The 12,917-nt window shown below is 38.3% G+C and carries 12 protein-coding genes; 6 read left to right on the top strand and 6 right to left on the bottom strand.

Annotated elements, in window-relative coordinates; translation table 11 throughout:
• Positions 1–78 precede the first annotated feature (78 nt).
• Positions 79–690: a hypothetical protein gene (locus ABD005_RS01635; protein WP_343814205.1), complete on the bottom strand. Its 612-nt coding sequence runs from the start codon at positions 688–690 to the stop codon at positions 79–81.
• A gap of 126 nt (positions 691–816) precedes the next feature.
• On the bottom strand, positions 817–2,517 hold the full coding sequence (locus ABD005_RS01630) for a substrate-binding domain-containing protein (RefSeq protein ID WP_343814203.1): 1,701 nt from the start codon (positions 2,515–2,517) through the stop codon (positions 817–819).
• Between the two features lie 210 nt (positions 2,518–2,727).
• Here ABD005_RS01630 and ABD005_RS01625 point away from each other — a divergent pair, with 210 nt between their 5' ends.
• From ABD005_RS01625 to ABD005_RS01615, 3 genes are all read left to right on the top strand, one after another.
• Entirely contained in the window at positions 2,728–3,300 is a 573-nt protein-coding gene (locus ABD005_RS01625; RefSeq protein ID WP_343814200.1) for a DUF4136 domain-containing protein, read from the top strand.
• 87 nt (positions 3,301–3,387) lie between these two features.
• Positions 3,388–3,885, top strand: coding sequence for a DUF3016 domain-containing protein (locus tag ABD005_RS01620; protein WP_343814197.1), 498 nt, complete (start codon positions 3,388–3,390; stop codon positions 3,883–3,885).
• A 172-nt stretch (positions 3,886–4,057) separates the two neighbouring features.
• The gene (locus ABD005_RS01615; protein ID WP_343814195.1) at positions 4,058–5,752 is read left to right on the top strand and encodes a mechanosensitive ion channel family protein; all 1,695 of its coding nucleotides are present in this window, start codon (positions 4,058–4,060) and stop codon (positions 5,750–5,752) included.
• An 82-nt stretch (positions 5,753–5,834) separates the two neighbouring features.
• Here ABD005_RS01615 and ABD005_RS01610 read toward each other — a convergent pair whose 3' ends face one another.
• Together ABD005_RS01610 and epmB are read right to left on the bottom strand one after the other, a co-directional pair.
• On the bottom strand, positions 5,835–6,140 hold the full coding sequence (locus tag ABD005_RS01610) for a hypothetical protein (protein WP_215980289.1): 306 nt from the start codon (positions 6,138–6,140) through the stop codon (positions 5,835–5,837).
• A 76-nt stretch (positions 6,141–6,216) separates the two neighbouring features.
• Complete coding sequence (gene epmB / locus ABD005_RS01605; protein ID WP_343814191.1) at positions 6,217–7,212, bottom strand: EF-P beta-lysylation protein EpmB; 996 nt, start codon at positions 7,210–7,212, stop codon at positions 6,217–6,219.
• 127 nt (positions 7,213–7,339) lie between these two features.
• Here epmB and efp point away from each other — a divergent pair, with 127 nt between their 5' ends.
• The 3 genes from efp to ABD005_RS01590 all read left to right on the top strand — a co-directional run bounded on the left by efp (position 7,340) and on the right by ABD005_RS01590 (position 10,086).
• Positions 7,340–7,912, top strand: a complete 573-nt coding sequence (efp, locus tag ABD005_RS01600) for an elongation factor P (protein WP_215980290.1) — start codon at positions 7,340–7,342, stop codon at positions 7,910–7,912.
• A gap of 272 nt (positions 7,913–8,184) precedes the next feature.
• Positions 8,185–8,853 (top strand): outer membrane beta-barrel protein, encoded by a 669-nt coding sequence (locus ABD005_RS01595; RefSeq protein ID WP_343814187.1) that lies wholly within the window; start codon positions 8,185–8,187, stop codon positions 8,851–8,853.
• Between the two features lie 210 nt (positions 8,854–9,063).
• Positions 9,064–10,086, top strand: coding sequence for a LacI family DNA-binding transcriptional regulator (locus tag ABD005_RS01590; protein ID WP_343814184.1), 1,023 nt, complete (start codon positions 9,064–9,066; stop codon positions 10,084–10,086).
• 110 nt (positions 10,087–10,196) lie between these two features.
• On the opposite strand, the gene ABD005_RS01585 is transcribed toward ABD005_RS01590, so the two are convergent.
• Both ABD005_RS01585 and ABD005_RS01580 read right to left on the bottom strand, forming a co-directional pair.
• Positions 10,197–11,648: an MFS transporter gene (locus ABD005_RS01585; RefSeq protein WP_343814181.1), complete on the bottom strand. Its 1,452-nt coding sequence runs from the start codon at positions 11,646–11,648 to the stop codon at positions 10,197–10,199.
• Between the two features lie 221 nt (positions 11,649–11,869).
• Complete coding sequence (locus ABD005_RS01580) at positions 11,870–12,901, bottom strand: glucokinase (RefSeq protein ID WP_343814178.1); 1,032 nt, start codon at positions 12,899–12,901, stop codon at positions 11,870–11,872.
• Between the last annotated feature and the right edge of the window lie 16 nt (positions 12,902–12,917).

Below are 12,917 nucleotides of genomic sequence, written 5' to 3'. Positions count from 1 at the left end.
GCAAAGAAAGTAACAACCATTGGGTAAATAGAAGTAAGGCATTTATAGGTTAATAGCCGCACGTTAACAGGGTACTTATTAGCGTGTTGCAGCTATTAATGTTTTGTTGTCGATATTACTTGTATGTGTACGGGCTGATAATTGACTATTCAGCTTGTTTTTTATGGCGGAATTTTTACTTGTTTCATCTGTTAACGCGTTCGCTAAGCGTTGCTTTACTTCAAGTAGTTGGATAGGCATAACATTATTGGCGGTAGCGGTTTGGCTAAGATCTTTTATTGGCTCATTTTTTTCATGGCTAAGTAAACGAGATCGTAACGTTTTCACGGCTTGTTTTTTGATTGCATGTTCATTCATTGCTATTGCTAACATGTCTAGGCCATTAAGTAATGTATCTCTTACGATAACCGCTTCACTTAAACATAAGCGATTAACATGATGAGCTAGCGCATTATTATTTAATAATAAAAGTGATAGTGTTGCTTTTTCGATAGCAATACCTTCTGCAGCTACAGCTTGATCAATAAATAATTTACCGTGTTTTTTACGGTTTTCGAGTAATTCAATCACTGGGGTGCTTAAACGTTTATCTAAGGCATTAATATTATCCGTTGCTATTTTTAGCTCTTTGGCTGAAAAAGAGGTTAATAGCTGAGTGACTTGTTTTAAATCTGATAAGTAAGTAAACATGAATCATTCCCAATGACTATACGTTAAATTGTTGCTGCTTAATATTGTTCATTAAGCCGAACTCTGTGCGCTAATATAATGGTTTAATGTTGCAAAAATATTAAAGCTCTCTGTGAAAGGAGAAAATTATAAAAGCCAAACTTCAACACGCCTGTTCCGCATTCTGCCTTCTTCAGTGTCATTATTGGCAATAGGCAAAGCTTCTCCTAAAGCTTCAACCGATAGCACTGGAATGCCGCGCGAGGTTAAGGCGCGCTCGACCGATTTAGCCCGCTGTAGCGCGAGGTTTTTGTTTTTTAATTTAGCGCCGACACTGTCTGAGAAGCCCATTAATACGATACGTCGTCCTACATGTTGCTCCATAAATTCAACTAAGCGCTGTAAGTCACGTTTACCTTTGTTGTCTAAGTCTTTGGTTGCGTAATCAAAACGAAAGTTTAATGACAATCGTTTTGCTGTTTGAGTGTATTGATTATATTGTTCAGGTGCATTTTCTAACGGGTAAGCTTGCTCTAATTGAATGTTTTGTGAAACCAATCCAGTGTTAGCGACTATATTTTGCCCTTGAGCAGAAATGGCATAATGGGCAAACTCTTTTACGGTGTCAGCAGCATTTGTGGGTGTATAAAAGTATAAGCGACGCGATAAAGGATAGTCTTCAGTACTTACCGTAAAACGGGTTGGATAAATGGCGTTAGTTTTTTTGGTTGCTGATATCGCAAGCGCTTTATTATGTAAAACATAGTTAAGCCCAATAAAGCCAATAGCGCCTTCATTTTGTGATACTTGTGTTGATAACTTTGAACTTGACTCAAAACGTTGTGCGCTAGAAGCTAAGCTCAAGTCATGCTTTTTCAGTACTAAATTTTTGAACGTATCCCAAGTTCCCGAATGAGTATCTCTAGCGAATAACTTAATTACTTGATCACTACCGCCTATTTGTGACCAGTTACTTATTTCGCCTGAAAAAATTTTTGCCAATGTTTGGGTCGATAATTGTTTAACAGGATTGTTTTGGTTAACGATAATAGCCAAAGCATCTAAGCCAATAATGTGCTCATTACCAACACCATCAAGTTTGCCAGAGGTGCTTTGTAACCCTTTTAATTCAATTTCTTTGATTCTTCTTGATGACATTCCCATATCGGCACTGTGCTCAGCTAAGCCTAAAAATGCCGTTGATGAACCATGAGCTTGTAAATCAACGTAGTGCTTTTCATTATTCAGGGTAAAAGTGAGTTGGCGCTCAACAGGTTTTTCTCCTTGTTGCCAAGTGAGTTCACTAGCGCCTTGCTCAATAAGAAAACCTTCCAATAAGCGAGGCGCTAGCTTTTCTCCAATAGTATTTGAACCATGCAAGCTAAAGAGTAGCTTTGCCGGCTTTTCTATCACTTTAATGGGAGCCATGACTTGCGCTACTTCACCAGCAGAGCTTTTAGGCGGAGCTATTACACTAGTAGCCTGCGTTGCTTTTTGAGTGGACGGTAATGGGGGATTATTGCTATCGCTTGTATTAATAAATAAAAAAGCCGTTAACATTAAAAAAACACAAGCCACGACCGCAATGAGTACGCCACTGACAGATTTTTTCGGATGAGTAGTATTAGTTTTTGGATTGTTTAACCAGTTAATGATATCGGTAATTTTATGGTGTTTCAATTGAGCTAATTCGCTTAAGACTAATTGACGATAACTGATATCCGCTAACATTTTATTTATTGATATTTCAATATCAAATTCTTGTAAGGCGATATTTTGTAGTTGTGTTAATTGGTGATGTAGCGCGGTATTATCTGCCTGCCAAACGCCTGAAAATAATGTCGTCATTACTGCTTTCCAATAGTGGTTAAAATAGTTATATGAGTGTTTACTCTAAAGCGTTAGCTTAAACAGTAACTATTGCACTTTTATGAAGAAATAATGACGTAACACTTTGTTCTAGTATCTAATTGATTACATTTATATACTTAGCTTAATAGACTTAGTTCGTACATTAGGTCAGTATTAGCTTAGTAGCATATTATTCTAGGAATGAAGATGAACAACAAAATAGTGTTAACCTTTGCGTTATTAGGAAGCTTTTTATTAGCCAGCTGTGTACAAGTACCACAAGAAAACTCGCCAACAAGTAAACAGAATAATCTCGCGGTTTCGAGCGTCAGAGATATTCCGTTGAGTTTTGCACCGGGTAGCCTATTTTCATTATCACCTAAACACCTTAAGCATACCTCGCTTAAAACCGAACAAACTCAAGCGGTATACGCACAATATGCTCACGCGATTATTCAAGACCTAGAAGATAACGGCTTTGAAAATGCGAAGAATAATAGCGCACCTGTATTTCACGTCGGTTTTAGTGTGGCATTAGCGAGTGACTTGTCAGATGACACCATTAATGGAAAGTTTGGTGTAAGTCCAGGGTTACCCGAAAGTGAAGGCTTACAAAAAGGTAGTTTTCTAATTTATATTGAAGATGCATTCACTGGTAAAACAGTGTGGCGAGGCGCAGCACAAGGCTTTGTACATGAAGAGTTTTCTGAGGCAGAGCAAGAAGCGCGTAGCAGTAACGTAGTCAGCATTGTTATGGCGCAGTTTTATGCTACAAACTAGTACAAGTATTTTACATTTTACAACACGCTGCTTATAACATTTGTGTTTAAATAAGCTTGTAAGCAGTTTTAATAAGAGGGAAATAGAATGAAAAAATTAGTTTTATTGTCAGCTTTAATGGTGAGCATACTTATAGCGCCAAATACTTTTGCTGCGACCAGTGAAGTGACTTGGGGTGATTATAAAAAGTTCCGTGATATTGATGAAGGTAATGAAAACCGTAAATCATTTCGTGAACGTACCTTTAAAGAGTTTGAAAAGCACTTTGCGAAACTCGCTGAAACATTACCCGAAGATCAAGTATTAAAAATTGAAGTGACCGATGTTGACCTAGCTGGTGATACACGCTTTTCTGGCGTTAATCAGATGCGAATTATTAAAGACAATTACTTCCCACGTATTAACTTGTCATATAACTTAGTTGATCAAGATGGCAAAAGCATAAAGGCTGAAACTGTAGTAATTAAAGACATGAACTTTATGATGGGAAGTCACCTGAAATACAGAAATGAATCATTAACGTATGAAAAACAAATGCTCGATGACTGGTTTAAAGAAACCTTTGAAGCATTAATTGTTGAGTAGTAACTTCATCATTTGCATTGAAAAGTCGCTTTTGCGGCTTTTTTTATGTCTGTGTTTTATTGACTTTGCCCAGTATCAATAAGCTTAAGGATAAAACTAGTGCAATTGTAATGGAGTAAGTTATTATCTAATTAATATTTCTATTATTGTACTGTTAACGCGGACGCTTTTGATGTTATTTAAAACTCGATTTTTTCAGTGTATTAACCGTTTAAGCTACACACTGGTCATGATGTTATGCTTTTCAATGTTGTCGGTAACGGCAGTTGAAGTAAAAAAGCCAGAAGGTTTGTCCATTAAGCAAATGCTTGAACAGAAAGAAACGGTTCAAGAAGGCAATGGAAAAGGTGATAACCAGGTTAACTCAGCTACCAACCAAGCTGTGCCGTCAACGGCGCAAACTAATGACAATGTGCCTGCTGATGATTTAGACCGAGGGCAACCACGTAGCGCGATAACTAGCTACATACAAGCGATGCGAGCAGGAGACTTAGTACTCGCGAGTCAATATTTAGACTTTCGTAATCTTTCGAGCAAAACCAGTAAAATTAGTGAAGAAGAGTTAACAAGACAGTTAGGGGTAGTGTTAAATAGAACCCTATGGATTGATTTTAATAGTATTAGTGATCACCCTTTAGGCGAGCTAAATGACGGCTTACCTTCATACCGAGAGCTAATTGGTAAAGTGCCTTACAATGATATTAGTATTTCACTGTATCTACAGCGTGTTCCTCGCAAAGATGATCGCGTTAAAATTTGGAAAATATCAAATGCTACCGTTGAAAAAATTCCACTTTTATACCAACAATATTCTTATTCACCTTTAGGTGAGTGGTTAGCGAAAAAACTACCTCCAGCAGAGCTCTTTGGCGTAATGTTGTGGCAATGGTTATATTTTTCATTGATGCTCGCCATATACTATTTCGTAGCGTTATTAATTACTAAATTAGCCGCGTTGATTATTAAGCGTATTTATAGCGGCATTTCTATAGAAGCTCTAAACTTTATTACAGGCCCTGTCGCGTTATTATTAGCGATATTCTTTGCGCGAACTTTTCGTGAAGAAGCTAATGTCACCTTAGCGGTACAAGCAGTAATGGAGGGGCGCACGGTATTAACACTCGCTTGGTGTTGGGCATTTTTCCGTTTTGTTGAATTGATGAAAAGCATACTCGCCAAAAAATTTATTGCACAAGATAAACAACTTGCTGTGTACTTATTACGCCCTGCAGGAACAGTGTTAAAGTTAATTGTTGTTACTATTGCGGTTTTACATTGGTTAGAAAGTTTAGGCTTTAATGCCTCAACATTGCTTGCAGGTTTAGGTATTGGTGGTTTAGCTATTGCGCTAGCGGCACAAAAAACCGTTGAAAATATTATTGGCGCTATTACGTTATATACATCAGCCCCCGTGAAAATAGGTAACTTATGTAAGTTTGGCAACAGTATTGGTGTTGTTGAAGAAATCGGTTTACGTTCAACCCGAATTCGCACGTTAGATCGTACGGTTATTTATGTTCCTAATGCTAAGTTTATTGATATGGAACTGGAGAATTTTTCTGAACGAGAAAAAATGGCGTTTCGACCTAAGCTGCATTTAAGCCCTAATACCACTAAAGAGAACATGGAGGGTTTCTTGGAGGCGGTACGCGAACATATTAAGTCGTTAGCGTTATTAGAAGAGTCACCACAACGAGCACACTTTAAAAACTATTCAATACACGGTTTAGAGCTTGATATACTGGTATATGTTAAAACAACTACGTTTAATGTTTATTTAGACGAAATCAATCAATTGAATTTAGCTATTCTTGCCTTGCTTAATAAGCACAACTGTCAATTGCAAGTTGTCTCTGAACGTACTTAGTCGTTGTAAATTATTAACCAAGCAACGCTCCGTTAAATCACTTCAAGTTCAAGAGCATGAACTTGAAGTAATCGCTTTATGCTTATTGGCTATAGCTTTTCTCAAAATTCGCCAACACGGTAAATAGTTGCTCTATTTTTTTCACCAAGGCAATAAGTACTGTTTGATCTTTACTTTCTTGCCATTTCACAAAATCATCAGCAACTTCTTCTACATAAGGCTGAAAGGTATCTGCGCTATTATTAAAGCCTGCTTCTTTAGTAAAAATAGCCTCAAAACCCGCTTTTTTATGCTCGCGTAAGTCAGCAAGCGAGGCATCGGCAGCAAGTGATTTCTTTAAAATTACCGAGATATTTTCAATTAGTTGTTGTTCGATGGCTTTAGTCATATTTTTACAGTCTCAACATTGATGATAAGTGACGACCAACATTAAGTGGTGATGTTGGTCGCTTTTATTTTTGCGATTATGCCAGATTGATAGGCGTTTTGTTAGTTTGCCCTGCAATTTCTCGCACCAATTTGGGCATTAAAAAGCCTGGGAGTGTTGCTAGCATTTCATTAGCAATAGTTACTGCTTCTTGTTCAGTAACGTCAAAATGTGCAGCCCCTTGTACGGGATCGAACAGGTGCAAGTAATAGGGTTGAATGCCAGCATCAAAAAGCTGCTCGCTTAACTCACATAAGATAGTGCTGTTATCGTTAATATTTTTTAATAACACACTTTGATTAAAAAGCGGAATACGTGCTTGGCGTAATAACTCCAGTGCTTTTATTAAATCACCATCAATTTCATTAGGATGATTAATATGTAAAACCATAACCGCTTTAAGGCGCGTGTTACTGAGCATATTAACTAACGATGTGGTAATACGATTAGGAATAACCACAGGTAAGCGGCTATGAATACGTAATCGTGTAACGTGAGGAATTTTCTCTAGTTGGGTTACTAACCAAGTTAAATGATCATCGCTGGCCATTAGAGGATCGCCACCACTAAAAATCACCTCAGATATTTCACTGTGCTCGCTGATATACGTTAATGCTGACTGCCAGCGCTGCTTGTTAGGGCTGTTGTCTTGGTAAGGGAAGTGGCGACGAAAACAGTAACGGCAATTTATAGCGCAACCCGCTTTAACAATCATCAATACTCGGTGTTTGTATTTATGCAGTAACCCTTCGGCAACAGTATCGTGTTCAGCTAAAGGGTCAACAGTAAAACCTTCTGTTACAACAAACTCTTTAGCTAAAGGCATGACTTGTTGTAAGAGGGGATCAGAAAAGTCACCTTTTTTCATGCGCTTAATGAAAGGTAGCGGGACACGTACCGGAAATAGCTTACGGGCGGTAAAGTGTTTAAGGTACTCATCAGGTGTAATATTTAACAAGCTGAGTAGCTTTTCAGGGTCGGTGACCACATCTCGTAAATCTTTTTGCCACGAATTTTCGTCACAAGACTGCAAATTATTGTCGATTTGGGTTATTATCTGCGGCAATTCTAATTTCAACTTATCATCGATGGCTTAATTTGCGCCTATTATAATGCGTATCGGCTATCTAAAATCAAATAATTAATAAAAGAGCAACACTATGGCTAATTTCAGTACTAACCAGTTCAAAGCTGGTCTTAAAATCATGCTTGATGGCGAACCATGTAATATCCTTGAAAATGAACTGGTTAAGCCAGGTAAAGGGCAAGCATTTAGCCGTGTTAAAATTCGTAAATTAGTATCAGGTAAAGTATTAGAAAAAACCTTTAAATCAGGTGAAACGGTTGAAGGTGCAGACGTTATGGATATTGAATTAGCCTACCTTTATTCAGATGGTGAGTTTTGGCATTTTATGAATAACGAAACGTTTGAGCAAATTGCAGCAGACGATAAAGCCGTTGCAGATTCTGTGAAATGGTTAGTTGAAGGCGATATTTCTACTATCACTTTATGGAATGGCTCTCCAATTTCAGTAACACCACCTAATTTTGTTGAAATTGATATTACTGAAACAGATCCTGGCCTAAAAGGTGATACCGCAGGAACTGGTGGTAAACCAGCAACATTAGCAACGGGCGCTGTAATTCGCGTACCATTGTTTGTACAAATAGGTGAGAAAGTACGTATTGATACTCGCTCTGGTGATTATGTATCACGTGCGACTACTAAGTAACCTGAACTCGGCTTAACAAATGTTTCTCTAGCAGCTATTTTTCCTAATTTCTTCGTTAAATTTACTTGCAATAGACCAGCTATTGACGCGAAATTTTCCTTGAATTAAGAAAAACTATCAAGCTAGAGATTCAGAAAAATAATTTTTGCTGATATTTCAATTTGTTAAATATCTCTTAAACCCAGTTCAGGTTAAGTAACCTGTTTTTTAGAATTTAATAGCTACCGTCTTTCATTTTAGTTTAATCGTTATAACGACGTACAAGGAAGATTATGAGTCATAAAAATATACTATTAATCACTAGCGTTATTGGCATGTTAGCCGCAGGATTTAGTGCTAGCTCAGCAGCTAATTACACCAAACGTGATGGCAAGTGGGAAAGCTCTTTTGCGCTTTTGAGTAGTCAATCAACTTCTATAGATGGGCAAAACGGTAGTGGTGTTGAAATTGATAGCGATGTTGGTTGGGGCTTTACCTTAGGTTATAACCTCAATCCACACATTTTATTAAATTTTGAATTTTCAGCGTTGACGCCTAAGTATGATGCTACTTTCGTTGATGATGGCGGGAGCCCTTATAACGTTAATCATGAAATGGATGTGATGCAAAGTCAGTTTAATGTGGTGTATCACTTTATGACTGAGCGTTTTACACCGTTTGTTCAAGCAGGTGTTGGTTGGAGTTACCTTGATAGTAATATCGCTAAGGGGCCACCAAACTCTATTTGTTGGTGGGATCCGTGGTGGGGTTACGTCTGCGATAGCTACCAAAACACTTTTAACGATACTCGCTTTTCTTACAATGTTGCCGCAGGCGTACGTTACGAGTTAGATAACAGCATGTTCTTTCGTGCTAGTTATCAGCAAAGCTGGATTGACTTAAGTAGTTCTGATAATGCAAATTTAGGCATATTTCACCTTGAATTTGGTTCAATGTTTTAAACGATTTACTTTATCGTTTTCATCGAAAAACCTAAATAAACGTAAGTTATTTAGGTTTTTTGTTTTTTAGGTAAGGTCTTTTTATTATTGAACCGTACTATGCCTGTATTTGTTGCGTGTATTTGTTGGTTTACTAAGTTGTTAACAGCTATACATGTTAATAGCACTGAGGTATATTCTGTTGAGTTTTTGTTCTTTTAGGTGCTTGGTGTGAAAGAAAAGTCTACGTCATTTGATATTGCTTATAGAGCAGGTGTTTCTCAATCAACGGTCTCTAGGGCATTACGTAATAGCCCCTTGGTTAATGCCGCGACGCGCAGTAAAATCCAAGCGATAGCAAAAGAGTTAAATTATAAGGTTGATAAAAATGCCAGTAATTTACGCTCTCAGCAAAGTGATACCATTGCGTTATTATTGTTTGAGGATCCGACTAATGACGACTCAGCAATAAACCCATTTTTCTTATCTATGCTTGGTAGCATTACACGTGCTTGTGCAAGTAAAGGATATGATCTACTTGTTTCTTTTCAGCAAGCCAGTGAAGATTGGCACGCCGATTTTGAAGACAGTAATAAAGCTGATGGACTTATTTTACTTGGCTATGGCGACTATGTTGATTACGAAGAAAAATTGGTCAAACTGCTTGATCAAGGTACTCATTTTGTTCGTTGGGGCGCTGAAGTTAAGCATTTACCCATTATTTCTGTAGGCTGCGATAACTTCACTGGTGGCAAACAAATTACTGAGCATATAATTAAACTCGGCAGAAAAAGCTTTGCGTTTTTAGGCAGTGCTTCAAGTCATGCTCCAGAGTTTTTTGAGCGTTATAAAGGTCACTGCCAGGCATTAAAAGCACATCAGTTGACGGTAAACCCAGCGCTGCAATTTAATGCTATGTATACTGAAGAGTCTGGCTATCAAGCCGCTTGTCGATTGATTAATAGCGGTGAAAGTTTTGATGCTATTTGCGCTGCTTGTGATTTGATTGCAGTTGGTGCAATGCGTGCTTTACAGGAGCATGGTTTTAAAATTCCGGAGCAAGTTTCTGTGGTTGGCTTTGATGATATCGCGATAGCGAGTTTTACCTTTCCACCCTTAACAACGGTTAAGCAAGATACTAAGCTGGCAGGAGAGTTACTGGTAAATACATTGTTGAGTTTAATTCATGGTGAAAAGGCGAGTACGACGCTAATTCCTCCTGAGCTGGTAATGCGAAAGTCTTGTGCTAGTTAACCTGAGCTCGGCTTAATAAATGTTTCTCTTAAGCTTAAAAGCCAAGTAACTATATAAAATAGCCCTTGGCTTTATAAGCATCGATGATTGGTACTTGCCCACCTAAGTGTTTATGTTTGTTCAGCTGTTTCTTTTACAAAATAAACGGATAATGCGGCAAGTAACATCGAAACGCCTGCAAGCATCATGATATAAATGGCTTGATTATCAAAAACTGTTGTTAGTATCCAACCAGCTAAAATACCTGAGACAATTTGCGGCGCAGCAATACTAAAGTTAAATATTCCCATATAAACCCCAGTTTGCTTCACTGGCAGCGAGCCCGCTAAAATAGCATAAGGCATTGCTAATATAGCTGCCCATGCAATGCCAATACCTATCATAGGTAGTAGCAATAATACGGCACCATGAGGTACTGATATTTGGGTAATACCTAAGTTAACTAAAACGAGTTCAGGGCTTTGTAATAATATAATACTTAAATAGCCTATAGCGCCTGCTAGCAGTGATAAACTATATGTTAACTTTCTACCAATAGCATTAGCCACTTTAGCCATAAAGAGTGACGCTATTGCTGCAAATAATGAATAAGCAGCAAAAATAATACCGACCCAGTCACCAGCGGCTCCTTTCGCTTGAGCAATATTGGTTGGTATTACGCCGATACTATTTAAATAGGTAGGATCAAACCATTTTGCCTCTACTCCCCAAATATGCTGAGTTATTGCTGGCATGGTATAAACCCACATAATGAAAAGCGCAAACCAAGAGAAAAACTGCACTAAAGCTAGCTGCTTCATAGTGCTTGGCATGGTTTTCATTAATGACAAAAATCCTAATAATTTCTCAAATAGTGACAAGGGTTTTACTTGTGTTTCTATTGGCGCTAAACCATGAGTACCAGGGGCATACTCTTTGGTACGTAATACGGTCCACAATACTGAACCTAACATAACACTGGCGCCTAAATAAAACGCCCAAATTACCGAAGGGGCAACGTTGCCAGTACTAGCAGTATTTTCTAAACCAATAACATTGGTGAGTACAAAAGGTAATATTGACCCAAAGACCGCGCCTAAATTAATTAAAAATGACTGTATTGAGTAACCAATATTTCGCTGCTGAGCAGGTACCATATCAGAAACTAAAGCTCTAAATGGTTGAAAAGCTAGGTTAAAAGAAGCGTCCATCACTGCTAGCATCATAGCGCCAAACAATAAAGGTGTAATAAAGCTGGCGAGTGTTGCTGAATTTGGCATTAGAAACATACCAATAGCTGCGGCAATACCACCGGCCAAAATATAAGGGTTACGGCGACCTAGTCGGTTCCACGTTTTATCCGAAGCAGCGCCAACAATTGGTTGAATAATCAAACCCATAATTGGGGCTACTAGCCAAAATAGTGATAATGAATGTAGATCAGCCCCTAAGTCAGATAATATGCGGCTCGCATTAGCATTTTGTAATGCAAAGCCAAACTGTACACCGAGAAAGCCAAAGCTTACATTCCAAATTTGCCAAAAACTTAGGCGGGGCTTGTGTTGGTTATTAATGTTGCTCATTTAAGGCACTCTTTATTATAATTTTCGCTGAGAAATTTGAAAAAACACATTATTACTGGGAGAGTAATAATGTGTTACACCAAGAGATGTCAAATAACGTGTGTTGTGCTGTTGGTTGAGCTTTAATGTCATAAAGCTTTATGACATTAAAGCTCAACCAATCATTTTAATATACGCACTTTGTCGTTTTAGCTCTAGCGCTTACATACGTATTCAGGGTGTTAGATTTCACCTTGTAAAATTACTGCAGCGGCGCCAAGTAAGCCTGGTTGTTCTTCGGTTATCACGTAGGTTGGTGCTTGCTCGGTAATATATGATAAACGGCCTTTGGTCTCAAAGCGTTCCCTAAAGTCACTATTTTTTAAGTAGTCGATAAAGCGAGGGACAATACCTCCAGCAATATAAACACCACCTTGACTATCCATAATCAGAGCAAGGTTACCAGCAAAGCTCCCTAATACATTGCAAAACAGGGTAAGTGACTGCTCGCAAACTTCGCAGCTTTGGTCGATAGCTTTGCGGGTAATATCTTTAGCGGATAGCTTCTCTTTTACTGTGGTGATTTCTTTGCCCTGTGTTATCCATAACAGGGCTTGATAAATTTGTTCTAAGCCAAAACCTGACAGTAATTGCTCGTATGAAACACGTTTTTTTATCTGTTGAATAAAGTTAAGTACTTTTTGCTCGGTGTCATTGATAGGGGCAAAGTCAATATGTCCACCCTCACCGCTAAAGCAATGCCATTGTGTATCACCAGCAGCCTTAATCGGCACCAAGTTAGCGACTCCTAAACCTGTGCCAGGGCCGCATACTGCTATCGGTTTACCTGCAACGGTAGCACCACCGCCAATTTTAACTTTTTGTTGCTCTGACAATAACGGAATAGCCATAGCGATTGCGGTATAGTCATTAATAAAACGTAAGCTGTTTAGGTTTAGCGTTTCTTTAAGGGCTTTTTGTGAAAACTGCCAAGGTAAGTTTGTCATGCTAATTAAGTCATTATCTACTGGGCAAGCAATAGCCAAACAAGCATTAACACGAAAGGAAGCTAATTGTTTCTCTTCAATATAGTGCTTTAGTACCTCAGTGAGGCTATCAAAAGCTTCGCATTGGTAAGTTTCAATGTGAGATATTTTTACTTTCATGGCAGCGCTAGCATCTGGTGTTGCGAGTGCAAGGCGAATATTGGTACCACCAATATCGGCAATAAGATTAACCGTATTGTTATTGTTAGCTTGTTGAGTAGTTTTCATAAGTTGCTTATCGTTA

Origin of the sequence: Colwellia asteriadis, assembly GCF_039523295.1 — a bacterium.
In the GTDB taxonomy this organism is placed as follows: domain Bacteria; phylum Pseudomonadota; class Gammaproteobacteria; order Enterobacterales; family Alteromonadaceae; genus Colwellia; species Colwellia asteriadis.
Note: the sequence above shows the minus strand (reverse complement) of the source record. Positions and strands in the feature narration are given on the sequence as shown.

Excerpts from the sequence above, each read along its gene's own strand:
- ABD005_RS01630 (WP_343814203.1), bottom strand. The coding sequence starts at position 2,517 with ATGACGACATTATTTTCAGGCGTTTGGCAGGCAGATAATACCGCGCTA.
- ABD005_RS01595 (WP_343814187.1), top strand. The coding sequence starts at position 8,185 with ATGAGTCATAAAAATATACTATTAATCACTAGCGTTATTGGCATGTTA.
- efp (WP_215980290.1), top strand. The coding sequence starts at position 7,340 with ATGGCTAATTTCAGTACTAACCAGTTCAAAGCTGGTCTTAAAATCATG.
- ABD005_RS01625 (WP_343814200.1), top strand. The coding sequence starts at position 2,728 with ATGAACAACAAAATAGTGTTAACCTTTGCGTTATTAGGAAGCTTTTTA.
- ABD005_RS01635 (WP_343814205.1), bottom strand. The coding sequence starts at position 690 with ATGTTTACTTACTTATCAGATTTAAAACAAGTCACTCAGCTATTAACC.
- ABD005_RS01610 (WP_215980289.1), bottom strand. The coding sequence starts at position 6,140 with ATGACTAAAGCCATCGAACAACAACTAATTGAAAATATCTCGGTAATT.
- ABD005_RS01580 (WP_343814178.1), bottom strand. The coding sequence starts at position 12,901 with ATGAAAACTACTCAACAAGCTAACAATAACAATACGGTTAATCTTATT.
- ABD005_RS01620 (WP_343814197.1), top strand. The coding sequence starts at position 3,388 with ATGAAAAAATTAGTTTTATTGTCAGCTTTAATGGTGAGCATACTTATA.
- ABD005_RS01615 (WP_343814195.1), top strand. The coding sequence starts at position 4,058 with ATGTTATTTAAAACTCGATTTTTTCAGTGTATTAACCGTTTAAGCTAC.
- ABD005_RS01585 (WP_343814181.1), bottom strand. The coding sequence starts at position 11,648 with ATGAGCAACATTAATAACCAACACAAGCCCCGCCTAAGTTTTTGGCAA.